This is a genomic window from Tsukamurella spumae, assembly GCF_012396015.1.
Taxonomy (GTDB): domain Bacteria; phylum Actinomycetota; class Actinomycetes; order Mycobacteriales; family Mycobacteriaceae; genus Tsukamurella; species Tsukamurella spumae.
The window spans coordinates 1-23,584 of the sequence record NZ_JAAXOQ010000016.1; the positions used below are offsets into that span (position 1 = coordinate 1).

General features: G+C 70.6%; 18 protein-coding genes and 2 pseudogenes. 6 read left to right on the forward strand and 14 right to left on the reverse strand.

From position 1 onward, the window contains the following. The 4 genes from HF999_RS12750 to HF999_RS12765 form a co-directional block, all read right to left on the reverse strand. On the reverse strand, window positions 1-256 hold a 256-nt coding region (locus HF999_RS12750), incomplete at its 3' end, for a hypothetical protein (protein WP_168546247.1). An 89-nt stretch (window positions 257-345) separates the two neighbouring features. Then, window positions 346-2,379, reverse strand: a complete 2,034-nt coding sequence (locus tag HF999_RS12755; protein ID WP_168546248.1) for a M3 family metallopeptidase — start codon at window positions 2,377-2,379, stop codon at window positions 346-348. Between the two features lie 33 nt (window positions 2,380-2,412). Further along, a complete protein-coding gene (locus HF999_RS12760) occupies window positions 2,413-3,066 on the reverse strand; it encodes a pentapeptide repeat-containing protein (RefSeq protein ID WP_168546249.1) in 654 nt (217 codons plus the stop codon). Next, the gene (locus tag HF999_RS12765; RefSeq protein ID WP_168546250.1) at window positions 3,066-4,037 is read right to left on the reverse strand and encodes an NAD(P)H-dependent flavin oxidoreductase; all 972 of its coding nucleotides are present in this window, start codon (window positions 4,035-4,037) and stop codon (window positions 3,066-3,068) included. Before HF999_RS12765 ends, HF999_RS12760 begins: the two co-directional genes overlap by 1 nt. A 36-nt stretch (window positions 4,038-4,073) precedes the next feature. On the opposite strand from HF999_RS12765, the gene HF999_RS12770 reads away from it, so the two are divergent. After that, a complete protein-coding gene (locus HF999_RS12770; protein WP_312854134.1) occupies window positions 4,074-5,189 on the forward strand; it encodes a winged helix DNA-binding domain-containing protein in 1,116 nt (371 codons plus the stop codon). 11 nt (window positions 5,190-5,200) lie between these two features. Here HF999_RS12770 and HF999_RS12775 read toward each other — a convergent pair whose 3' ends face one another. Further along, complete coding sequence (locus HF999_RS12775) at window positions 5,201-5,668, reverse strand: MarR family winged helix-turn-helix transcriptional regulator (RefSeq protein WP_168546323.1); 468 nt, start codon at window positions 5,666-5,668, stop codon at window positions 5,201-5,203. 148 nt (window positions 5,669-5,816) lie between these two features. On the opposite strand from HF999_RS12775, the gene HF999_RS12780 reads away from it, so the two are divergent. Then, on the forward strand, window positions 5,817-7,007 hold the full coding sequence (locus HF999_RS12780) for an MFS transporter (protein ID WP_168546251.1): 1,191 nt from the start codon (window positions 5,817-5,819) through the stop codon (window positions 7,005-7,007). 90 nt (window positions 7,008-7,097) lie between these two features. Here the strand turns inward: HF999_RS12780 and HF999_RS12785 are convergent, their stop codons facing one another. Together HF999_RS12785 and lepA are read right to left on the reverse strand one after the other, a co-directional pair. Beyond that, entirely contained in the window at window positions 7,098-8,036 is a 939-nt protein-coding gene (locus HF999_RS12785) for a cation diffusion facilitator family transporter (protein WP_168546252.1), read from the reverse strand. Between the two features lie 10 nt (window positions 8,037-8,046). Further along, entirely contained in the window at window positions 8,047-9,915 is a 1,869-nt protein-coding gene (gene lepA / locus HF999_RS12790; protein ID WP_168546253.1) for a translation elongation factor 4, read from the reverse strand. Window positions 9,916-10,050: 135 nt separating this feature from the next. Between lepA and betT the strand changes: the two genes are divergently transcribed. The 3 genes from betT to HF999_RS12805 are packed head-to-tail and all read left to right on the forward strand — an operon-like array spanning window position 10,051 to window position 15,301. Then, window positions 10,051-12,207 (forward strand): choline BCCT transporter BetT, encoded by a 2,157-nt coding sequence (gene betT / locus HF999_RS12795; RefSeq protein ID WP_168546254.1) that lies wholly within the window; start codon window positions 10,051-10,053, stop codon window positions 12,205-12,207. After that, window positions 12,204-13,721, forward strand: coding sequence for an aldehyde dehydrogenase family protein (locus HF999_RS12800; protein ID WP_168546255.1), 1,518 nt, complete (start codon window positions 12,204-12,206; stop codon window positions 13,719-13,721). Before betT ends, HF999_RS12800 begins: the two co-directional genes overlap by 4 nt. Continuing rightward, a complete protein-coding gene (locus HF999_RS12805) occupies window positions 13,691-15,301 on the forward strand; it encodes a GMC family oxidoreductase (protein WP_168546256.1) in 1,611 nt (536 codons plus the stop codon). Before HF999_RS12800 ends, HF999_RS12805 begins: the two co-directional genes overlap by 31 nt. Window positions 15,302-15,333: 32 nt before the next feature. Here HF999_RS12805 and HF999_RS12810 read toward each other — a convergent pair whose 3' ends face one another. The 3 genes and pseudogenes from HF999_RS12810 to HF999_RS23170 form a co-directional block, all read right to left on the reverse strand. Continuing rightward, complete coding sequence (locus tag HF999_RS12810; RefSeq protein WP_312854135.1) at window positions 15,334-15,849, reverse strand: GNAT family N-acetyltransferase; 516 nt, start codon at window positions 15,847-15,849, stop codon at window positions 15,334-15,336. Further along, window positions 15,846-16,769, reverse strand: coding sequence for an ImmA/IrrE family metallo-endopeptidase (locus tag HF999_RS12815; RefSeq protein ID WP_246207742.1), 924 nt, complete (start codon window positions 16,767-16,769; stop codon window positions 15,846-15,848). The genes HF999_RS12810 and HF999_RS12815 overlap by 4 nt, the downstream gene beginning before the upstream one ends. Window positions 16,770-16,811: 42 nt before the next feature. After that, window positions 16,812-16,988, reverse strand: a pseudogene (locus HF999_RS23170) (helix-turn-helix domain-containing protein); the annotation flags it as partial. Between the two features lie 70 nt (window positions 16,989-17,058). On the opposite strand from HF999_RS23170, the gene HF999_RS12820 reads away from it, so the two are divergent. Further along, window positions 17,059-17,673, forward strand: a complete 615-nt coding sequence (locus tag HF999_RS12820; protein WP_168546259.1) for a type II toxin-antitoxin system PemK/MazF family toxin — start codon at window positions 17,059-17,061, stop codon at window positions 17,671-17,673. A 7-nt stretch (window positions 17,674-17,680) separates the two neighbouring features. On the opposite strand, the pseudogene HF999_RS12825 reads toward HF999_RS12820, so the two are convergent. The 4 genes and pseudogenes from HF999_RS12825 to HF999_RS12840 all read right to left on the reverse strand — a co-directional run bounded on the left by HF999_RS12825 (window position 17,681) and on the right by HF999_RS12840 (window position 23,558). Next, a pseudogene (locus tag HF999_RS12825) lies at window positions 17,681-20,199 on the reverse strand (excinuclease ABC subunit UvrA). Next, the gene (locus HF999_RS12830) at window positions 20,196-21,038 is read right to left on the reverse strand and encodes a transglutaminase family protein (RefSeq protein ID WP_168546260.1); all 843 of its coding nucleotides are present in this window, start codon (window positions 21,036-21,038) and stop codon (window positions 20,196-20,198) included. The pseudogene HF999_RS12825 and the gene HF999_RS12830 overlap by 4 nt, the downstream one beginning before the upstream one ends. Then, window positions 21,035-22,018 (reverse strand): alpha-E domain-containing protein, encoded by a 984-nt coding sequence (locus tag HF999_RS12835; RefSeq protein WP_168546261.1) that lies wholly within the window; start codon window positions 22,016-22,018, stop codon window positions 21,035-21,037. Before HF999_RS12835 ends, HF999_RS12830 begins: the two co-directional genes overlap by 4 nt. Then, window positions 22,005-23,558 (reverse strand): circularly permuted type 2 ATP-grasp protein, encoded by a 1,554-nt coding sequence (locus HF999_RS12840; protein WP_246207758.1) that lies wholly within the window; start codon window positions 23,556-23,558, stop codon window positions 22,005-22,007. The genes HF999_RS12835 and HF999_RS12840 overlap by 14 nt, the downstream gene beginning before the upstream one ends. Window positions 23,559-23,584 lie beyond the last annotated feature (26 nt).

Here is a 23,584-nt window from a genome sequence, read left to right on the forward strand (position 1 = left end):
CCGCGGCCAACCGCTGCCGCGCCTGCACCGCCTCCCGGTAGTTCGCCGGCTGGGCCAGGTACTGCGCCTCATCATCGGCGTAGAGGGCGCGATGCAAGGCGTACACGGCCGTCATCGTGCGGCAGTACGCGACACACTCCGCCCGGCGCTGTTCGAACAACACCTCCGCCACCGCACCATCCGCACCCCGGGCATCGACCAGCCCCTGAGGGATCAGATCCTCAGGGAGACTGCGTAATACCTCCGGTAGCGCCATGCCACCATGATACGCCTACATGTTCGATCGCGCCATGTTTTCGAACCCGATGCGGCGCAGAAATCGGGAGTACTGCGGGGCGACGCCGCTCATGGAGTCAGACCACGCCACTCGAGCAGGGGCGCGATATCGGGATCGCCGCCGCGGAAGTCGCGGTAGGCCTGCGAGGCGTCGACGCTGCCGCCGCGGGAGAGCACTGCGGCGCGCAGCTTCTCGCCGTTCTCCCGCGTCGGGCCGTCGTGCGCGGTGAACCAGGCGGCGGCATCGGCGTCGAGCACCTCGGACCAGATGTAGCTGTAGTACCCGGCGCTGTAGCCACCCGAGAAGATGTGGTTGAAGAACGGGCCGCGGTAGCGGGGCGGCACGCCGGGCACGTCGAGCCCGGCGTCGGCGAGGGCCGCCGCCTCGAAGGCCTCGACATCGGCGACGACGGTGCCCGGCTCGATCGTGTGCCACGCCAGGTCGATGACGGCCGCGGCGAGGTACTCGACGGTGCCGAATCCCTCACCGCGCGTCCCGGGCTCGAGCACCGAGCGGCGAAGCCCCTCGGGCAGCGGCTCCCCCGTCGCGTGATGCCGGGCGTAGCCGTCGAGGATCGAAGGCCACGCGGCGAACATCTCGTTGAACTGCGAGGGGAACTCGACGAAGTCGCGCGGCACGCTCGTCCCCGAGAAGTACGGATAGGTCACCTCCGAGAGCAGGCCGTGCAGGGCGTGCCCGAACTCGTGGAAGACGGTGGTCACCTCGTCGCGGCTGAGCAGCGCGGGCCGCCCGTCCGGCGGGCGGACGACGTTGCAGACGTTGATGATCACCGGCTGCGCATCGAGCAGGCGCGGCTGGTCCACGAAGCTCGTCATCCACGCTCCGCCCCGCTTGCTGGGGCGGGCGAAGTAGTCCCCGATGAACAGGCCGAGCGGCGCACCGTCGGGCCCCGTGACCTGCCACGCGCGCGCGTCCGGGTGGTGCAGCCCGAGATCCGTGCGCTCGACGAAGCCCAACCCGTACATCCGGGAGGCGGCCTCGAAGACGCCCTTCTCGATCACGTTGTCGAGCGCCAGGTACTCGTTCAGCGCGGGTCCGGATCCGCCCTCGTCGGCCCCGGCCCGCTGCTCGGCGATGCGCGCGTAGAAGGGCCAGTCCCAGGCCTCGATCCCGTGGTCCGCAATCTCTTCCAGCTCGGCGCGCTCGGCGGTGGCATTGCGCGCGGCGGGCACGGCCAGGTCGCGCAGCATGCCGAGGGCAGCCTCCGCCGTGCCGGCGGTCTGGTCGGCGATCTGGTACGCCGCGTGGTGCGGGTACCCGAACAACGCCGCGCGCTCGGCCCGCAGGCCGGCGATGCGGGTGATGAGTTCGCGGGTGTCGTTCTCGCCTCCCCGCGCGTTGCGGCCCGACGACGCCTCGTACACCCTGCGCCGCGACGCACGGCTGGTCAGGCGCGCGAGGTTCGGCTGGTTCAGCGGGTAGCCGAGGGCCAGGAGGTACCCGTCCTGCCCCGCCGCCTCGGCGGCGGCGCGGGCCCCGGCGATCGCGTCGGCGCCCAGCCCGTCGAGCTCGGCCTCGGTCGCGAAATGCACTGCGGAGGCGTTCGTCTCGGCGAGGGTACGGCGCGAGAACTCGGTGGTGAGCTCGGCGAGCTCGGTGTTGATGACCCGCAGCCGCTCCTGGGCGGCACCGTCGAGCCCGGCCCCCGCGCGGGTGAACCGGAGGTGGTAGCGCTCGAGCAGCCGAAGCTGCTCGGGGTCGAGGCCCAATTCGCCGCGCCGGGAGTGCAGCGCGTCCACCCGGCCGAAGAGCGCCGCGTCCATGAGGATGGCGTCGAAGTGCGCCGACCACAGCGGCGAGACCGCGGCCTGCGCGGCTTCCAACGCATCCGTGCGGTCGGTGGAGGTCAGCGAGAAGAACACGGCCGCAACGCGCCCGAGGTCCTGCCCCGCGCGCTCCATCGCCTCGACGGTGTTGGCGAACGTGGCGGGCTCGGCAGCGCCGGCGATCGCCGCGATCTCCCGACGATGCCGGGCGAACCCCTCGGCGAAGGCCGCCTCGAAGTCCGTGTCCGCGAACGCGGCGAAGTCCGGCAGGGCGAAGGGCAGGGTGCTGGGGGCGAGAACGGCATCGACGGTCACACCCCGAACCTACCCGGGCGGGCTCCGTCGACCTCAGTCAGTGACGCTGATCCCGAAGTGCGCGGCGAACACCTCCGCCAGGCCGACGACCTGCAGGTGCGACATCGTCGCCCCGGCGATGCCCTCGATCCCGCGGATCCGCTCCACCTGCAGACCGCGCAGGTCCACGTGCTGCAGCTTCGCTCGGGTCGCGTCGAGCTCGCCCGCGCGGCAGTCCTCGAACGCCACCCGGGTGAGAGTCGCGTCGCCGGCGTCGATGCCGTCGAGCACGCACTCCCGGAACACGACATCGGTGAGCGCGGCACCCCGCAGGTTCACGAAGCCGAGACGGACGCCGGTGAAGACGACGGAGCGCAACGTGGAGTCCATCAGCTCGACGGCGCCGATGCGGGCATCGTCGACCTCGACCTGCCGGAAGGTCGAGCGAGAGGCCCGGAAGCCCGTCGCGAACAGTGAGGAGATGCGGGTCTCGAGGAACGCGGACTCGGTGAACACCGCGTCGCGGACCTCCCACCCGACGAGCTCGCACTCGCTGAAGGTGATCCCGCCGAGGTCGCGGCCCTTGACCGTCGGCTGGGCGAAGCGCTGCCGGTCGTGGACGTCGCCCGGGACGAGATCGTCGGTGACGCCGTCCTCGAGGTCCGGCAGGCGCAGCGGCGCGACCTTCGGCGCGACGAGGCCGGCCATCAGCCGAGCACCTCGGCGACGGCACGAAGCCGGGACTCCGCGTCCGCGGCGATCGACGCCACCACCTCGCGGGCGGGGCGCACCTCGTCGACGAGGCCCGCGGCCTGTCCGGCGTAGACGACACCGATCTCGGGGATGGCCCCGTCGTACGCGGCGCTGACGGCTTCCTCGCTGCCGGACGAGGCGTCCACCCCGTCGCCGTCGTGCCACCGGGCGGTGAAGTCATTGGTGAGCGCGCGTCCGAACCACCGGTTCTCGGGCCAGGGCTGATGCCGGGCCTTGTCGAAGACATCGGTGTAGACCGTGTCCTCGCTGCGGGCCTTGAGCAACGCGGGGATCGCGTACTCGGGGCCGACGGTCTCGGGCGAGGCGAGCAGCGCCGTGCCGATCAGCGCGCCCTGCGCCCCGGCCGCCAGCACCGCCGCCAGGCCCGCACCGCTGCCGATGCCGCCGGCCGCCAGCACGGGGAGATCGGTGGCGCGGAGCACCTCCTGCAGCAGGGGCAGGGTGGCGATGCGGCCGGTGTGCCCGCCGGCCTCACCACCCTGGGCGACGACCGCGTCCACGCCGGCCGCCTCCACCTCGCGCAGATCCTCGAGGGAGTTGATCTGCGAGATCACCACAGCCCCCGCGTCCTTGACGCGCTGGACGAACGGCGCGGGATCGCCGAAGGACAACGAGACCAGCTTCGGCCGCGCCGCCAGGACGGAGTCCAGCAGCTCGGGGCTGTCCGCCAGCGACCAGGTCTGCAGGCCGAATGCCAGCGGCGCGTCTTCGCCGGCGGCCGCGCGAATGACGCGCAGCTGCTCGTCGATCCACTCGGCGGTGGCGTACCGGGCGGCGCCGATCATGCCCAGCCCGCCCGCCGCTGTCACCTGCCCGGCGAGCTCGCCCCCGGCACGGCCCCCCATGGGGGCACCGAGGATCGGCAGGTCGATGTTCAGGGTGCGCGTCAGCCAGGTGTTCCACACACCGACGAGGCTACGCCCGTGGCAGGATCATCACTCGTGGCCGTATCTGTGGACCCCGAGATCCGCCGTCTCCGCGCCCTCCGGCTCCGCGCGCAGGGTCTGGTGCCCGGTGTGCGGGACTGGCGCACAGCGCAGGACGCCGCGCGCGGGATGCTCGCGATCCAGGCGCAGGACGGCGCGGCGGCCCGGTTCGCCCTCTCCCTGCGCGCCGCGGATCGTCCCTCCGACGCCGCCGTCCTCGCCGATCTCGCGGAGCGGCGCCTCGTCCGGAACCGCCCGGCTCGCGGGACCCTCCAGATCACTGCGCCCGACGACGTGCACTGGCTCAGTGCCGCGCTCACCGAGCGTTCGCGGGCCGAGGCGGCCAAACGGCGTCCGGCACTCGGGCTCTCGGACGCCATGGTCGACGGTGCCGAGCGGACCATCCGCGCGGAGCTGGCGGGCGGAAGAGTTCTCACGCGTCCACAGCTCGTGGAGGCGTGCGCGCAGAACGGGGTCGTCCTCGACAACGGTCAGGCGGGGCACGTGCTGCGGCACCTCACCGAGCTCATGGCGATCGTGTTCGCCGATCCGGCCTCGAAGACCGATGCCTTCGCCCTGGCCGACGAGTGGGTCGCGGAACGCCGGGAGCCGGATCACGCACTGGGAGAGATGGTCTCGCGGTTCGTCACCGCCCGCGGTCCGGTGACCCGGCAGGACATCGGCAAGTGGGCCTACCTGCCGATGGGATCCGTCGACGAGGGCCTCGCCGCCGCGGGCCCCGCCGTCGGCACCGTCGAGCTGGCGGGCACCACTTACCTGGTCGCGCCCGGCACCGTCGACATCACCGATGCGGAGGTCGACGAGGCGCTCGCCGAGCCCCTTCTCCTCCCCGGCTTCGACGAGTACATCATCGGATACGGTTCCCGCGCACCGCAGCTCGACGAGCGGTATCTGGCGCGGATCATCCCCGGCCGCAACGGGGTCTTCAAGCCGATGATCGTCGTCGACGGCGAGATCGTGGGCATCTGGAGCCGCAAGGCCACGGCGAAGAAGGTCACCGTCGCGCTGGAGCCCTTCACCTCGCTCACCGCTGCCGCGAAGCGACGACTCGCCGGGCCGGTGCGCGATTACGGGCGGTTCCTCGGGCTCAAGGCGCAGCTAGCGCCGTAGGCCGGAACGACTCACGAGGACGCTCCGGCCACCGGCGCCTGCACCTGCACCTGCACCGCGTCGACCAGGGGCCGCAGCTCGGGTTGCTCCGCCGCTTCGGCCAGCGCATCCCGCAGCACCCGTTCCTGGGTCGGACGTGCCGCCGTGAGCAGGTCCCACCCGGCGGGGGTGAGCTCGGTGTAGATGCCGCGACGGTCGTCCGCGCACAGGATCCGGGTCAACAGACCCCGATCCTCGAGCCGGGTGACCAGGCGCGTCGTGGCACTGCTGGACAGCGCCGCGGCCCGCGCGAGCTGACGCATCCGCATGTGCCAGCCGTCCTGCCGGCTCAGTGCGTCGAGCACGGTGAACTCGACAACGGACAGGTCGTGCCCGGCCTGCAAGGAGCGCTCGAGATCGTTCTCGATCAGCGCGTGCAGCGCGACCAGCGTGCGCCACCCCCGTGCGCGGATCTCCACCGCATCGTCGGCGATACCCATGGCCCGCGCCCCTTTCGTCGTGACCACGAGCATACCACCTTGCGAGGATTAGCCGCGTGTGCAACTATCTATCTCGTTGTGTGTGCAACTACTGCAGACGCTGGTGATTGCAGACGCGCCAATTATCCCGACTCCCTAAGGAACCCTCATGCCCATCGCGCTGTTCGCGCTCGCCCTCGGGGGCTTCGGCATCGGACTGACCGAGTTCGTCATCATGGGACTGCTCCCCGAGGTCGCGCGCGACTTCGCCGTCAGCGAGACCGTGGCCGGCTACCTGATCTCCGGCTACGCCCTGTCCGTGGCCGTCGGCGGCATCATCCTCACCGCGGCACTCGGCCGGGTCAACCGCAAGCACGCCCTCCTCGGACTCCTCGTCCTGTTCATCGTGGGCAACATGATGTCGGCACTCGCCGGCACCTACGAGCTCATGCTGGCGGGCCGCATCGTCGCAGCGCTGTGCCACGGCGCGTTCTTCGGCATCGGCGCCGTCGTGGCGGCGGACCTCGTGGCCGAGAACCGTCGCGCCGCAGCGATCTCCATCATGTTCGCCGGCCTGACCGTCTCGAACGTCCTCGGCGTGCCGCTCGGCACCTTCCTCGGCCAGGCCGCGGGCTGGCGCTCGACCTTCTGGGCCATCACGATCATCGGCGTCCTCGCCCTGATCGGCATCGCCGCACTCGTGCAGAACACCCCGGCCGCGGCGACAGGCGGCAACCCGTTCGCCGAGTTCCGGATCTTCCGCAGCCGACAGGTGTGGCTCTCGATGCTCGTCACGGTGCTCGGCTACGGCGGCATGTTCGGCGCCTTCACCTACATCGCGTTCACCCTCACCGAGGTCGGCGGCTTCGCGTCCTCGTCCGTGCCGTGGCTGCTCGTGCTGTTCGGCGCCGGCCTGTTCGTCGGCAACCTGCTCGGCGGGCGCGCGGCGGACCGCAACCTGCCGCTCACGCTCATCGCGCTGCTCGCCGCGCTGACCGTGGTCCTCGGCGTGTTCGCGCTGACCGCCACCTCGCAGGTCGCGACCGTCGTCGCCCTGGTCCTCATGGGCGCCTTCGGCTTCGCCACCGTGCCCGGCCTGCAGATGCGCATCATGAACCACGCCGACGACGCCCCCACGCTGGCCTCCGGCGCCAACATCGCCGCCTTCAACCTGGGCAACGCCTTCGGCGCCTGGGCCGGCGGGCTCACGCTCGCCGCCGGACTCGGCTACGTCTCGCCGCTCTGGGTGGGCGCGGGCATCACCCTCGCCGGCCTGGTCGCGTACCTCATCGCGGCCCGCGTCCGCGGCGGCGAGTTCGACCGGTCCACCGTGGCGGCGCCGGACCCCGTCGCCGCTTGAGAACCGACCCCTGACCATCCCCACACGGCGATGATCTACGGCCTCGAGGCCGACGGCCGCAACGGCTGAGCGTGCGGCGGGCCGGTCGACTCAGTCCAGCCGCCAGTCCTCGTACGCCCGCGGATCGTCGATCGGTTCGATGTGCACGGTGATCCGCAGGTCGTCGAAGAGGGCGTCGAGGTCCGCCTCGACCTCCTCGGTGACGTCGTGGGCGCGCTGCACCGTCCAGTCGCCGGGCACGAGCATGTGCATCTGCAGGAAGCGCTCGTGCCCGGACTCGCGGGTCCGGATGTCGTGGAAGTCGATGCCCGCGGCGCGGTGGCGGTCGAGCACCTCGTCGATCTGCGCCCGATCCTCGGTCGGCAGCGCGGCGTCCATGAGGCCGGCGCCCGACTGCCACACCAGGCGCGCCCCGACCACCAGGATGTTCACCGCCACGGCGATGGCGATGAGCGGGTCCAGCGGCAACCATCCGGTGAGCGCGACGAGCACCACACCCACGATCACCCCGGCCGTGGTCCACACGTCCGTGATCAGGTGCTTGCCGTCGGCCTGCAGCGCGTGCGAGCGGTGCCGTCGGCCCACCCGGATCAGGTAGAGCCCGACGAGCCCGTTGAGCACCGTCGCCGCCACGGAGATCCCGAGACCGAGGCCCACCTGCTCGAGTTCCCGCGGATTCAGCAACCGGTCCACCGCGGAGACGATGATGACCACCGCGGCCACCACGATCATCACGCCCTCGAGCACCGCCGAGAAGTACTCGGCCTTGGTGTGCCCGAAGTTGTGGTCGTGGTCCGCCGGCTTGGCCACCACCTTGAGCGCGACGAACGCCGTGATCGCCGCGACCACGTTCACCGAGGACTCGGCGGCGTCCGACAGGAGGCCCACCGACCCGGTCAGCCGCCACGCGAGGATCTTCAGTGCGATCACGACCAGCGAGGTCACGATCGAGAGCAGGGCGAAGCGCGAGAGGTCCTGCCGGACGCGGGGACCCGCGCCCGGGGCTGCCGGGCTCGACGGTGCGGTCACCGTCGGGACATTACTTGCCCTTCGGCTTGTCCGCCGAGGCGTCCGACGAGAGCGCGGCGACGAAGGCCTCCTGCGGGACGTCGACCCGGCCGATCGTCTTCATGCGCTTCTTGCCCTCCTTCTGCTTCTCGAGCAGCTTGCGCTTACGGCTGATGTCGCCGCCGTAGCACTTGGCGAGCACGTCCTTGCGGATGGCGCGGATGTTCTCGCGGGCGATGATCTTCGAGCCGATCGCGGCCTGCACCGGCACCTCGAACTGCTGGCGCGGGATGAGCTCCTTGAGCTTGACCGTCATCTTGTTGCCGTAGGCCTGGGCGCCGTCGCGGTGCACGATCGCGCTGAACGCGTCGACGGCCTCGCCCTGCAGCAGGATGTCGACCTTCACCAGGTCGGACTGCTGCTCGCCGGCCTCCTCGTAGTCGAGGGAGGCGTAGCCGCGGGTCCGCGACTTCAGCGAGTCGAAGAAGTCGAAGATGATCTCCGCCATCGGCAGCGTGTACCGCAGCTCCACGCGGCTCTCCGAGAGGTAGTCCATGCCGCCGAGCTCGCCGCGCCGCGACTGGCACAGCTCCATGATCGTGCCGACGAACTCGCTGGGCGCGATGATCGTGGTCTTGGTGATCGGCTCGTAGGTCTCACGCAGCTTGCCGTCGGGCCAGTCCGACGGGTTGGTGACGACGAGCTCCTTGCCGTCCTCGCCGACCACGCGGTAGACCACGTTCGGCGCGGTCGAGATCAGGTCGAGGCCGAACTCGCGCTGCAGCCGCTCGCGGGTGATCTCCATGTGCAGCAGCCCCAGGAAACCGCACCGGAAGCCGAACCCGAGGGCCACGGAGGTCTCCGGCTCGTAGGTGAGCGCAGCATCGTTGAGCTGCAGCTTGTCCAGCGCCTCGCGCAGGGCCGGGTAGTCGGAGCCGTCCACGGGGTACAGGCCCGAGTAGACCATCGGCCGCGGCTCCTGATAGCCCGTGAGCGGCGTCTCGGCACCCTTGCGCGCGGTCGTCACGGTGTCGCCCACCTTCGACTGCCGCACGTCCTTCACGCCGGTGATGAGGTAGCCGACCTCGCCCACGCCGAGCCCCTTGGTGGCCTTCGGTTCGGGCGAGACGATGCCCACCTCGAGCAGCTCGTGGGTGGCGCCCGTCGACATCATCTGGATCTTCTCGCGCGGCACGATCTTGCCGTCCACCACGCGGATGTAGGTGACCACGCCGCGGTAGGTGTCGTAGACCGAATCGAAGATCATCGCGCGGGCCGGCGCATCGGCATCGCCGACGGGCGGCGGCACCCTCTCGACGACGCGATCGAGCAGGGCGTCCACGCCCGCACCGGTCTTGCCGGATACCCGCAGCACGTCGTCGGGCTCGCAGCCGATGATGTGCGCGATCTCCTCGGCGTAGCGGTCGGGGTCCGCCGCGGGCAGGTCGATCTTGTTGAGGACCGGGATGATCTCGAGGTTCTTGTCCATCGCCAGGTACAGGTTGGCCAGGGTCTGGGCCTCGATGCCCTGTGCGGCATCGACCAGCAGGATCGCGCCCTCGCACGCCTCCAGCGCGCGGGAGACCTCGTACGTGAAGTCCACGTGGCCGGGCGTGTCGATCATGTGCAGGACGTACTCGGCCTCCGTGCCGTCCTCGGCCGTCACGGTCCACGGCAGGCGCACGTTCTGCGCCTTGATCGTGATGCCGCGCTCGCGCTCGATGTCCATCCGATCGAGGTACTGCGCCCGCATTGCACGCGCCTCGACGACCCCGGTGATCTGCAGCATCCGGTCGGCCAGGGTGGACTTGCCATGGTCGATGTGCGCGATGATCGAGAAGTTGCGAATACGCGAGGGCTCGGTGAAGGTCTCGTCGGCGAAGCTGGGAATCGGTCTCACTCCTCGGGCGGCTGGCCGGGTCCCCGGCACACGTCACCCTCCAGTTTCTCATGCCGCCGCGAGTGCTCGCACCGCGGTGACCCAGTACCTGGGACTTCGCCCCGGTTCACCCCCGTCGCGGTAGCGTCGAACGGCATGAGTGATTCTGAATCCTCACGAACATCGAAACCAGCAGACACGACATCGACACCGACGAGCTCCCTCAACCGCCGAGTCTTCATCGCCGCCGCAGGCTCGGTCCTGGCCTTCGCCCTCTGGGCACTCGCCTCTCCCGAGACCGCGGAGAGTGTGATCAGCGGCGTCGTCTCCTTCATCACCACCTGGTTCGGCTGGTGGTACTTCCTCCTCGCGACGGCGATCGTCGGCGTGGTCGTGTTCATCGGCCTGAGCCGCTACGGGCGCTACCGCTTGGGACCGGAGGAGTCCCGCCCCGAGTACAGCCTCTTCACCTGGACCTCGATGCTGTTCGCCGCGGGCATCGGCATCGACCTCATGTTCTTCTCCGTGGCCGAGCCGGTGAGCCACTACCTCGCCCCTCCGGTCGGCGCGGGCGAGAACAACCACGCGGCGCGGGAGGCGGTCACCTGGACCGTCTTCCACTACGGCATCACCGGCTGGGCGATGTACGCGCTGATGGGCGGCGCCCTCGCCTACTTCGCCTTCCGGCACAACCTGCCGCTCACCATCCGCGCCGCCCTCTATCCGATCCTCGGCAAGCGCGTACACGGACGGCTCGGTGACGCCGTGGACGTGGCCGCCGTCCTCGGCACGATCTTCGGCATCGCCACCTCCCTGGGGATCGGCATCGTCCAGCTCAACTACGGGCTGCACGAGCTCTTCGGCATCCCCCAGGGCAGAGCCGCGCAGATCGGCCTCATCGTGCTGTCGGTCATCGTCGCGACGATCTCCGCGACCTCCGGCGTCGACAAGGGCATCCGGCGACTGAGCGAGCTCAACGTGATCCTGGCGATGCTCATGCTGGTCTACATCCTGGTCGCGGGACGCTCCGACTTCCTCCTCAACGGCCTCGTGCAGAACACGGGCGACTACCTGTCGACCTTCCTCGACCGCACGATGGACACCTTCGCGTGGGGCCAGATCAATCCCGAGTCGGCGGGCGACCCGTCGGGCTGGCTGGACTCGTGGACGCTGTTCTTCTGGGCGTGGTGGGTGGCGTGGGCCCCCTTCGTCGGACTGTTCCTGGCCCGCATATCGCGCGGACGCACGTTGCGCCAGTTCGTCTTCGGCGTCCTCGTCGTGCCCTTCAGCTTCATCCTGGTGTGGATCTCGATCTTCGGCAACAGCGCGCTCGAGGTGGCCCGGGGCGACCGGACCTTCGCCGAGGCGACCGCGTCGACGCCCGAGGTCGGGTTCTACTCGCTCCTCGAGAAGTACCCCGGCGCACCGCTTCTCCTGGCCGTCGCGACCATCACCGGCCTGCTGTTCTACGTCACGAGCGCCGACTCCGGCTCACTCGTGATGGGCAACTTCACCAGCAGGCTGGCCGATCCGATGGCGGACTGCGCCCGCGGCACGCGGATCTTCTGGTCCTTCGCGATCGGCCTGCTGACCCTCGCGATGCTGTTCGCCGGCAACGACGGCTCGATCGTCACGCTGCAGAAGGCCACCATCATCATGGGACTGCCCTTCTCCTTCGTACTGGCGCTGGTCGGCCTCTCGCTGCTGCGGGCATTGCACTCCGAGTCGTACAAGCAGGACAGCTACCGCACAGCGCTGCCCAAGGCGCTCGCCGCGGGGCGGGGCGGCGGCGAGTCCGGCAGCTGGCGACGGCGCCTCCTCGCGACCGTGCACTACCCGGGCCGCGGCGCCACCCTACGGTTCCTGGAGAACGCCGTCGCACCCGCCATGCGGGACGTGGCAGCGGAGTTCACCGCCGAGGGCGTGTCGGCGACGATCGACGAATCGGGCCGCAGCGAGTCGCTGCCCTCCCCGACGCTCACCGTCGACCTGGCGGGCGAGCCGCACTTCGAATACTGCGTGTGGCCCGTCTCCGCCCCGGCACCGAGCTACGCCGTCCTCGCGCACCGCTCGGCCGACCGGTACTTCCGATGCGAGGTCTACCTCGCGGAGGGCTCGCAGGGATACACGCTCAACGGATACACCCGCGAGCAGATCATCGGCGACATCCTCGACCAGTACGAACGCCATCTCGGCTACCTGCATCTGCGCCGCGCGGCGACCGACCATCACGACCCCCACGACGAGTCCGCCGGCACCCGGACCGATCCCGACCCGGAAGCGTCCACCGAACCCGAAGGGACACCCGCATGACCGACCCCACCCTGTTCATCGACGGCACGTGGCGCCACAGCGCAGACGGCGGCACACGCGTCATCATCTGCCCCGCCGACGGCACCGAGGCCGGCGTGGTCGACGAGGCGACCGCCGCCGACACCGAGGCCGCGATCGCCGCCGCCCGCCGCGCGTTCGACACCGGCCCCTGGCCGCACGTGCCGGCGGCCGAGCGGGGCGACCTGCTGCTGCGAGTAGCGGACGCGATCGATCGCCGGCGCGACGAGTTCGCCCGCGCGGAGACCCTGGACACCGGCAAGCGCCTGTACGAGTCCGAGCTGGACATGGCCGACATCGCGGCCTGCTTCCGCTACTTCGGCAAGCTCGCCGGCCAGGACTCCGGCCGGATCGTGGACGCCGGATCCGCGGATGTCGCCTCGCAGATCGTGTACGAGCCCGTGGGCGTGTGCGCGATGATCACCCCCTGGAACTACCCCCTGCTGCAGGCGGCGTGGAAGGTCGCGCCCGCGCTGGCGGCCGGGGACACCTTCGTGCTCAAGCCCTCCGAGCTCACCCCGCACACGTCGATCCTGCTGATGCGGGTGCTCCAGGAGGTGGGCCTGCCGGACGGCGTGGCGAACCTGGTCCTCGGCGCGGGGGCGCGGGCGGGCGCTCCCCTCTCCACCCACCCGGACGTCGACCTGGTCTCCTTCACCGGCGGGCTCGTGACCGGCCGGCTCATCGCGGCGAACGCCGCCGGCACCGTCAAGAAGGTGGCGCTGGAGCTCGGCGGCAAGAACCCGAACGTGATCTTCGCCGACGCCTGTGCGACGCCGGAAGGCCTCGCCGCGGCGGTGGACAACGCGCTCAACGGGGCGTTCCTCCACTCCGGTCAGGTCTGCTCCGCGGGCGCCCGGCTCGTGGTCGAGGCGTCCGTGCACGACGTCCTCGTCGACGAACTTGTCCGGCGCGCGGAGGGCATCCGTCAGGGCCTGCCCTACGCCGACGGCACCGAGACCGGGCCGCTGATCTCCGCCGCCCATCGCGACAAGGTCCACGCGTACGTCGAGCGGGCGCGCGCCGACGGCGCGGTCGTCCGCACGGGCGGCGCGTTCGCCACCGGGGACCAGGGCTCGGGGACGCTGGACGGCGGCTTCTTCTACCTCCCGACGGTGCTCGATCACTGCGATCCGTCGATGGCCTGCGTGCACGACGAGGCCTTCGGGCCGACGGTCACCGTCGAGACCTTCGAGACGGAGGACGAGGCGGTGGCGATCGCCAATGACACGGAGTACGGCCTCGCGGGCGCGGTCTGGTCGGCCGACGGGGGCCGCGCCAAGCGGGTCGCGCGGCGCCTGCGGCACGGCACCGTCTGGATCAACGACTTCGGGCCCTACCTCCCCCAGGCCGAGTGGGGCGGCTTCGGCGCCTCCGGCATCGGGCGCGAGCTGGGCCCCACCGGCCTCGGCGAGTACCTCGAGGCCAAGCACGTCTACGAGAACCTGCGACCGTCCGTCACCGGATGGTTCGCCGAGCGGAAGGACGATCAGTGAGCACGAACGATTCCGATAACGAGACCTTCGATTACGTCGTCGTGGGAGCGGGTTCGGCGGGGGCCGCCATCGCCGCCCGCCTGTCCGAGGACCCGACGGTGAGCGTCTGCCTCCTGGAGGCCGGGCCCTCCGACGTGGGCGATGAGGCGATCCTGCGACTGGACCGCTGGATGGAGCTGCTCGAGTCGGGCTACGACTGGGACTATCCGATCGAGCCCCAGGAGAACGGCAACTCGTTCATGCGGCACGCCCGCGCGAAGGTGTTGGGCGGCTGCAGCTCGCACAACAGCTGCATCGCCTTCTGGGCGCCGCGGGAGGACCTGGACTCGTGGGAACGCGACCACGGCGCGGCGGGCTGGGGTGCCGACTCGGTCTACCGGCTCTACCCCCGGATCGAGACCAACGACGCGCCCGGCGAGCACCACGGGCGCTCCGGCCCGGTGCACATCATGACGGTGCCCCCGAACGACCCGTGCGGCGTCGCGCTGCTCGACGCGTGCGAGGAGGTGGGCATCCCCCGCGCCGAGTTCAACTCCGGGACCACGGTGACCAACGGCGCGAACTTCTTCCAGATCAACCGGCGCGCCGACGGGACGCGATCGTCCTCGTCGGTGAGCTACCTGCACCCCGTGCTCGATCGCGAGAACCTGACCATCAGGACCGGCGCGTGGGCCAAGCGCGTCGTGTTCGACCCGTCCGGCGACCGACCGCGCGCCACCGGCGTGGACATCACGGTGGGCGCGTTCGGACGCACCACGTTCGTCGAGGCCCGGCGCGAGGTGATCGTCAGCGCGGGCGCCATCGACTCGCCGAAGTTGTTGATGCTCTCGGGGATCGGCCCCGCTGATCACCTGCGGGAGACCGGCGTCGACGTGCTCGTCGACTCCCCCGGCGTGGGCGCGCACCTGCAGGACCACCCGGAGGGCGTGATCGGCTTCGAAACCTCGCGGCCGATGGTCCGCGAGTCCACCCAGTGGTGGGAGATCGGGATCTTCACGCCCACCGAGTACGGCCTGGACCGACCGGACCTGATGATGCACTACGGCAGCGTCCCCTTCGACATGCACACGCTGCGGCAGGGCTATCCGACCGCCGAGGACACCTTCTGCCTCACGCCGAACGTGACGCACGCGCGCTCGCGCGGCACCGTGCGGCTGCGGTCCCGCGACTTCCGGGACAAGCCCAGGGTCGACCCGCGGTACTTCACCGACAGCGAGGGGCACGACCTGAAGGTGATGATCGCCGGGATCCGCAAGGCCCGGGAGATCGCCGAGGCGGGGCCGCTCAGGGAGTGGATCGAGCGGGAGCTGTACCCGGGCCCGGGTGCCCGGACGGACGCCGAGTTGGCCGATTACATCCGGCGCACGCACAACACGGTCTACCACCCGGCGGGCACCGTGCGGATGGGCGCCGTCGACGACCCGATGTCTCCGCTCGACCCGGAACTGCGGGTCAAGGGCGTTTCCGGGCTGCGCGTCGCCGACGCGTCGGTCTTCCCCGAACACACGACGGTCAACCCGAACATCACCGTGATGCTGGTCGGCGAGCGCTGCGCGGAACTCGTCGCGGCAGGTCGCTGACCGCGGCTGTCACCAGACCGGGCGGCGGATGATCAGCCCTGAAGATCGAGGACCCATGTCTGATATGAGCCGCGTACCGCGCCGAGCGGCTCAAAGCCGTTGCGCTGCGCCATCCGGATGCTGGCACGGTTGTTCACGTGAATCACCGCGGTGATCGCCTCAACCGACCGCTCGGGCCTGCGACATTCGGCACGGACACGCTCAATCACCTCGTCGGCGATGCGCGATCCCCCGGCCTGCCTGTCCTCCACTCGGACCGCGATCACATTCAGGTGCGCGCTCCGGACCTCAGCATCGAGCTCGAACGACAGATGTGCGACGGCGACCGGCTCGCCGTCGGCGGACTCGACGACGACCACGATGTCCCCCGCGCGGAACCTCTCACGCAGGGTACGGACCATCGCTTGGGCCTCCCACTCCCATGCCCGTGGATGCGAAGCGGTCCGGCGGCCGCCTGCAAGACGCGGCCAATCGACCGTGCACGTGAAGCGTTGCAGCGCCCTACACTCGGCCTTGACCGCGATCAACCGCCACGTTCGCCCCGTCACCGAGCGTGCCGCGCCGCTGCGAGATAGGACTGCAGTTCGGCCGACGTCGGTCCGTGAGCCACCGCAGACGCGTAGCGTTCAGCGGCTCTCTCCTCATCCAGGTCCGGTTCCGGGTAGTCGATCTCCTCGACGTCCACGTCCTGCACCCAGGCGAGCAATTCAGGATCGACCTCACCCGCGGAAACCCGCTCCTCGAGAATCGCGACGAGGCTCTCCGGGAACAGCCTCCCGATCGACCCCTCGCCTCGACGGCGGATCAGGAACCGGTCGTTCATCATCGCCGGCAAGTGCTTTCGCAGAATCTGCTGAGTCGATTCGGCCGTGAGCGCGTCCACCAACTCCCGATCCGCGAGTTCGAGCCATTTCAGCCGCGTGGCGAGAGCACGGGCGGATACGCCCCGGTTCCATAACTCGGCGGCGACGTCCGCGAGAGTCGAAACGCGCCAATCGATCCCACGCATCTCCTCCTCCGGGAGAAGGAGTTCCGCGGCGAACAGGTCCGCGGAGTTCTCGTTCTGCCGCACGCCGGTGCCCTCATCGTGGTGCCCCAACGCGAGGTGCGCCAACTCGTGGGCCGCCGACCAGTTGTTCCGGAACCAGTTCGGCGTACTCACGAGAACGATGACCGCCCGCCCACCTATCCGCAGCGAATAGTCCGTGCTGAGTCCGGGAATCCTGATCACGTCAACACCCAATCGGCTTTCCAGCCGCTCCGCGAACGACGCGACGAAACCGCGCCCGAGCACCTCTCGCGTGTGAGCGGGGTCGCCCGGAAGCGTGGCCGATACCAACGCACCCTCGGGAAACGCCTGCCGGTACGCGCTCGCGATCTTGTCGAGGACCACGACATCCGCCTCGCGCCCGACATTGGAACGCTCCCTCGACTCCGGGTCCCAGTCATGTCGCGCAGCGATGGTCATCCGGTTCGGGGCTTCGCGACCGGTGATGATCCAGTGCGTGTCCGCCCCGATCGCCTCGGCGATCGCTGCGACCTCCAGGGACGAGATCCCACGCTGTCCGTTGAGGGCACGCGAGAGGGCATCGGGCTTCATCCCGACCCGCTCCGCCAGCTGCCGTTGGCTCATCGACGACATGCGGGAACGAATACGTTCACCGAGTTCTCGCATTTCGTGGTCCATGACCAGAGCCTACGCGCGTATTGGGATATTCCCAACGCCCATGCGGAGAGAGGCGATCTATCCTTGCAGCATGGCGAACGACTTCACCCGCTTCGCGGCCGTGGCGGCCAAGCTCGCGCGCGAGCACGGCCCACGGCTCGCGGCGCAGGTCGTGAACAGCCCTCCCGTGCGGGCGGGCCGGGAGGCGATCACCCAGGTGGTCACCCAGACGGTGAACCAGGCGCTCGGCCTCGAGGCACCGTCGGAGCCCAAGGAGTTCACCCCCGGACGCCCCGTGACCCGCACCTCGACCCGGACCGAACTGATGGCCCGGTCGGTGGTGTACGCACCCCAACTGGACGGGCGCGCCGATCCGGGCGAGGTCGTCTGGACCTGGGTCGAGTTCGAGGAGACGACGGGGCCCAACGCCGGTCAGGGCAAGGACCGGCCCGTGCTCGTCGTGGGCCGCTCCGGGGTCGTCCTGCTCGGCCTGATGCTCTCCAGTCAGGACAAGCACATGGGCGATCCGGACTGGGTCGGCATCGGTTCCGGCCCGTGGGACGAGGACCGTCGCCCCTCGTGGGTGCGCCTCGACCGGGTCCTCGACGTGCCGGAGGACGGGATCCGGCGCGAGGGCGCCGTCCTGGACCGGCGCCGCTTCGAATCCGTCGCCCAGCGCCTGCGCAACGACTACGGCTGGTCCTGAGCCGGATTCATCGCGCGCGACCGGACCGCGCGAGGTGCGCCCGCAGGAACCGGCCGGTCACGCTGTCCGGGGTCGCCGCGATCCGCTCGGGCGTCCCCTGGGCGACGACGGTGCCGCCCGCGGCCCCGCCGCCCGGGCCCAGGTCGATGACGTGGTCGGCGTTGGCGATCATGTCCAGGTCGTGTTCGACGACGATGACCGTCGCGCCGCGGTCGACGAGTCGCTGCAGCACGTCCAGCAGGACCCGGACGTCCTTCGGGTGCAGGCCCACTGAGGGCTCGTCGAGCACGAAGACCGCGTCGGACTGATCGCGCCCCAGCTCACCCGCGAGCTTGAGCCGCTGCGCCTCGCCGCCCGACAGCGCGGGGGTGGCCTCGCCGAGCGTGAGGTAGCCCAGGCCGAGATCGACGAGGGTGCGCAACTTCGTGGCGATCCGCGGCACCGGCACGAGCTCGGCGGCCTCGCGGACGCTGCGCGCCAGCAGATCCGGGAGGGCGAGGCCGGCACCGTCGCCGCCCTCGGGCCAGCGGACCGCCGAGGCCTCGGGGGCGTACCGTCGGCCCAGGCACACCGGGCACTCGATGTCGACGTCGGGGAGGAACTGGACGTCGAGCGAGACCTGCCCCGTGCCCTCGCACCGCGGGCAGCGCAGCGATCCCGTGTTGTAGGAGAAGGCACCGGCTTTCAGGCTCATTCCTTCGCGGCCGCGGTCTTGGCGTACTCCCGACGCAGGTCGTCGAGGACGCCGCTGTAGGTCGCGATCGTCGAGCGCACGTTGACGCCGATCGGCGTGGCGTCCACCAGGTTCACCCGGCCGAGGCTCGGCGCATCGAGGGCAGTCACCGGTGCACGCGGGGGTTCGCCCTCCGCCGCGGCCGTCAGCGCAGGAACCAGGGCCTCGAGCACCAGCGTGGACTTGCCCGAGCCGGAAACGCCCGTCACCGTGGTGATCCGGCCGATCGGCAGGTCGACGGACAGAGCGTGCACGGTGTGGATCGGCTCGGTCTCGAGGTGGATGCGGCCCCGCGCGAAGACCTCGTCGTCGGCGGTGCGGGGCCGGGTCCGAACCGGCACGCGGCCCGCGAGGTAGTCGCCCAGCACGGAGTCCGGGTCCCGTTCGATCTCGGCGACGGTGCCCTGCGCGATCAGGAGGCCGCCCTCCGCGCCGGAACCGGGGCCGATCTCGACGAGGTGCTCCGCCTCGCGCACGACGTCCAGGTCGTGATCGACGACGACCACGGAGTTGCCGTCCCGCAACAGGTCCCGCACCACGCCGAGCAGGCCCTCGACATTGGCCGGATGCAGGCCCACCGAGGGCTCGTCGAGCACGTACAGCACCCCGGTGGTGCGGTTGCGGACCGCCCGCGCCAGCTGCACCCGCTGCCGCTCACCGGTGGAGAGGGTGGCCGCACCGCGGTCCAGGCCGAGGTACCCGAGCCCCAGTTCCACCAGGCGGCGCGCGATCGATTCCAGGGTGTCGACAAGGATTCCGGCCATCTCGCGCATGTCGGCCGGGAGCGGTCCGACGGTGCCCGGTGCCCACGCCACCACCTCGTCGAGGGTCATCGCGGTGACGTCGGCGAGACCGAGATCGCCGATGCGCGGCGCACGGGCCTCCGGACTCAGTCGGGTGCCGCCGCAGTCGCCACACGGGCCCGCGTGCACGAACCGGTTGACCCGCCCGAGGCCCGCCTCGGTGGTCGCCTTGTCGAGCGCCTCCTGCACGGCGGCGTTCGCGCTCCGATAGGTGAAGTTGACCTCGAACAGCTTGCCGCTCTTGCTGGAGACCGCCACCTTCCGCTTCTCGCCGGGGCCGTGCAGCACGATCTCCCGCTCGGCATCGGTGAGGTCGTCGTAGGGCACGTCGATCCGGACGCCGAGATCCGCGACGACCTGGGGCATGAAGGAGAAGCCGAACATCGACCAGGGCGCGACGGCACCGTCGGCGATTGTCCTCGTGGGGTCGGGCACCAGTGCGGCCCCGTCGATCTCGCGGACGGTACCCGTCCCGGCGCAGGTGGGGCAGGCACCGTCGGAGTTGAAGGCCAGGGACTCCGCTCCGGGCGGGGTGAAGACCGCACCGCAGACCGGACAGGTGAGGTCGAGTCCGGCGGCGACGTCGATCGTGGGCTCGAGGTAGTGCCCGTTCGGGCAGCGGTGCGCGGCGAGCCGGGAGAACATGAGCCGCAGCACGTTCAGCAGCTCAGTACTGGTTCCGAAGGTGCTGCGCACGCCGGGGACGCCGGGCCGCTGCCGCAGTGCGAGTGCCGCGGGGACGTGCTCGACGGCGTCGACGGCGGCCCGCGGCGCCTGCGACATGCGGCGTCGCGTGTACGTGGACAGCGCCTCGAGGTAGCGGCGCGAGCCCTCGGCGTACAGGACGCCCATCGCCAACGACGACTTGCCGCTGCCGGACACACCGGCGATGGCGACCAGCCGGCGCAGCGGCACGTCGACGTCCAGGGACCGCAGGTTGTGCACCCGGGCGCCGCGGACGGCGATCCACAGCGGGGTGTCGTCGGTCATGCGAGGCGGGTGATCTCCACGACCACATCGAGATCCGATGCGCCGCCGCCCGCGATCACGCCGCGCAGCGGCGGGACGTCCGCGTAGTCGCGGCCCACGCCGACAGAGACGTGCCGCTCGCTGATCGGGACGTCGTTCGTCGGGTCGTAGCCGCGCCACTGCCCCGTCCACGCCTCGATCCACGCATGGGACTCCCCCGCCACCGTCGACCCGACCTCCGCGTCGTGCTGCGGGTGCAGGTAGCCGGAGACGTACCGGCCCGGGATGCCGATGCTGCGCAGCAGCAGGAGCGTGAGGTGCGCGTAGTCCTGGCACACGCCCTTGCGTTCCTCCCAGGCGTCGGTCGCCGACGAATGCACGCCGGTGGTGCCGGGCACGTAGTCCAGCTCCTCGTGCACCCAGCGACACACCTCGAGCACGGCCTCGTCGGGCTCGAGGTCCTTGACCAGCTTCTTGGCCTGCGCGGCGAGCTTGCGCTGCTTGGGCACGTAGTCGGTGTAGCTGAGCAGCTCGTCGAACCGGTCGCGGACGCGATCCGCCGCGAGCTCGTCCCAGCCGATCACCTCGCCGGCGTCGTCGGCGGCCTCGGTCTCCACGACGGAGGCGCCGGTGACCTCGAGCGCCGTGTGCGGGGCGTGCAGGTCGAACGCCGTGACCGCGGTGCCCCAGTAGTCGGTGTACCGGTAGACGCGGGTGGCGGGCACCGTCTCCACACGGTTGAGGATCACGTTCTGCCGCTGGTCGCTGCGCGGTGTCAGCCGGGCCTCGTTGTACGACGAGGTGACCGGTGCGTTGTAGCCGAAACCGGTGGAGTGCACGACTCGTAGACGCCAGCTCACAGCTCCCCCTCCAGGATGGTGTCGATGTCTCCGCGGGCGCGGGCGTCGGTCCAGGCGACGTACGGCGTCACGTGGAAGTAGCGGGCGGTGACGGCCTCGCTCGCGGCCTGCCCGAGCTCCTGCAGCGCGATCAGGCGGCGCTGCAGATCGTCGAGAAGCTCTCCCGGCGCGAGGAATTCGAGCTCGCCGCGCGCCCGGCCGAGCAGTCGCTGTGCCTCCGTGTGGGTGCCGAGCCGCCCCTCGCGGCCGCCCTCGATCGCACTCAGGCAGTCCTCCGCCGTGGTGAGCGCGTGGATCACCGACCGCGGGAACAGCCGGTCGACGAGGATGAACTCGACGACGCGCGTGGCGTCCAGCACGCCGCGGTGCGTGCGCAGGTAGGTGTCGTGGGCGCCCGTCGCGCGGAGCACCGTGACCCAGGTGGGGGCGTTCGCGCGGTCGCCGGCGCGCGAGAGGAGCAGGCGCACCGCCATGTCCATCCGTTCGATGGAGCGCCCGAGGAGCAGGAAGCGGTAGCCCTCGTCGCGCGAGAGCGTCGAGTCGGTGAGGCCGGAGAACATCGCCGCGCGGTTCTTGATGTAGTTGAGGAACTCGTGCGGGCCGAGCCGCCGGGCAGCGCGCTCGCGCTCGGCGATGCCGTTGTAGGTGGCGTTGAGGCACTCCCACATCTCGGAGCTGGTGACCTCCCGTGCGCCGCGGGCGTTCTCGCGGGCCGCGGCGATGGTGGCGGCGATCGAGCCGCTGCCCGGGTCGCGGTTGTACGCGACCACCTCCGTGACGGACCGCAGGTCGAGCGGCTGGTCCGCCGGCGGCTCCGGGATGCCGAGGACGCGGACGAGCTGCCGGGAGACCCGGTCCTCGTCGACGGTGGCGTCCTCGAGGAACTGGTGCACCGTGACGTCCAGCATGCGGGCGGTGTCGTCGGCGCGTTCGGCGTACCGGCCGATCCAGTACAGCGCCTCAGCGTTACGGGCGAGCATGACGCTCCTCCTCTCGTGCCTGCGGGCGCTGGCGTGCCTGCTGTTGCTGCTGATCCTGCGAGCTGAGCTCGGGACCGATCTCCACCTGCTGTTGCTCGGCGAGGTCGCGGCTCGGAACCACCTCCACGCCTTCGAGTTCCGCCTCCGCGGCCGAGGACCGGGCCGCGAGCACCCAGGTGTCCTTGGAGCCGCCGCCCTGGCTCGAGTTCACCACGAGGGAGCCCTCGGGGAGCGCGACGCGGGTGAGGCCACCGGGCAGCACCCACACGTCGTCGCCGTCGTTGACCGCGAACGGACGCAGGTCCACGTGCCGGGGCCGGGCCTGCTCGCCGATCTTCGTCGGCACCGTCGACAGTTGCATGACCGGCTGGGCGATCCAGCCGCGCGGGTCCGCGATGACCTTCCGGCGGATCGTCGCGAGCTCCTTCTCGCTCGCGTCGGGCCCGAAGACGATGCCGTAGCCGCCCGACCCCTCGACCGGCTTGATGACGAGTTCGTCGATGCGGTCGAGCACCTCTTCGCGCTCGTCGTCGAGCCAGCAGCGCAGCGTGTCCACGTTCTGCAGGAGCGGCTTCTCGCCGAGGTAGTAGTCGATGATGTCGGGGACGTAGGTGTAGGTCAGCTTGTCGTCGGCGACGCCGTTGCCCACGGCGGAGCTGATCACCACGTTGCCGGCGCGGGCCGCGTTGAGCAGTCCCGCCACGCCCAGCACCGAGTTGGGCAGGAACTGCATCGGATCGAGGTACTCGTCGTCGATGCGGCGGTAGATCACGTCCACCTGCTGCTCGCCGCTGGTGGTGCGCATGTAGACCACGTTGTCGCGGCAGAAGAGGTCGCGGCCCTCGACCAGCTCGACCCCCATCTGCCGGGCGAGCAGGGAGTGCTCGAAGTAGGCGGAGTTCGCCATGCCGGGCGTGAGGACCACCACCGTCGGGTCGGCCTCGTTCGACGCGGCGCTGCGCCGGAGGGCCCGCAGCAGGTGCGAGCTGTAGTCGGCGACGGCGCGCACGCGGTGCCGCTGGAACAGGTCCGGGAAGACCTGGGCCATGGCCCGGCGGTTCTCCATCACGTAGCTCACGCCCGACGGGGACCGCAGGTTGTCCTCGAGCACGCGGAAGGTTCCTTCGGCGTCGCGGATCAGGTCGATCCCGGCGACGTGGATGCGCACCCCGTTGGGCGGGCGGATGCCGGCGGCCTGGCGATGGAAGTGCGCACACGAGGTGACCAGACGTTTCGGGACGACGCCGTCGCGCAGGATCTCCTGCTCGGAGTAGATGTCGTCGAGGAACATCTCCAGCGCCTGCACCCGCTGCTTGATCCCCTTCTCCAGCCGGTTCCACTCGGCGGCGGCGATCACGCGCGGCACCAGGTCCAGCGGGAAGGGCCGCTCGCGGCCCTCGAGGGAGAAGGTGATGCCCTGGTCGATGAACGCGGTGCCGAGCGCGTCCACGCGGGCCGCCAGGTCCGACTCGTCCGCCGACGCGAGCGCGCCGAAGATCCGCTTGTAGGGCGCGCGCACGGTGCCGTCGTCGGCGAACATCTCGTCGAAGGCCCGCCCGAACGACG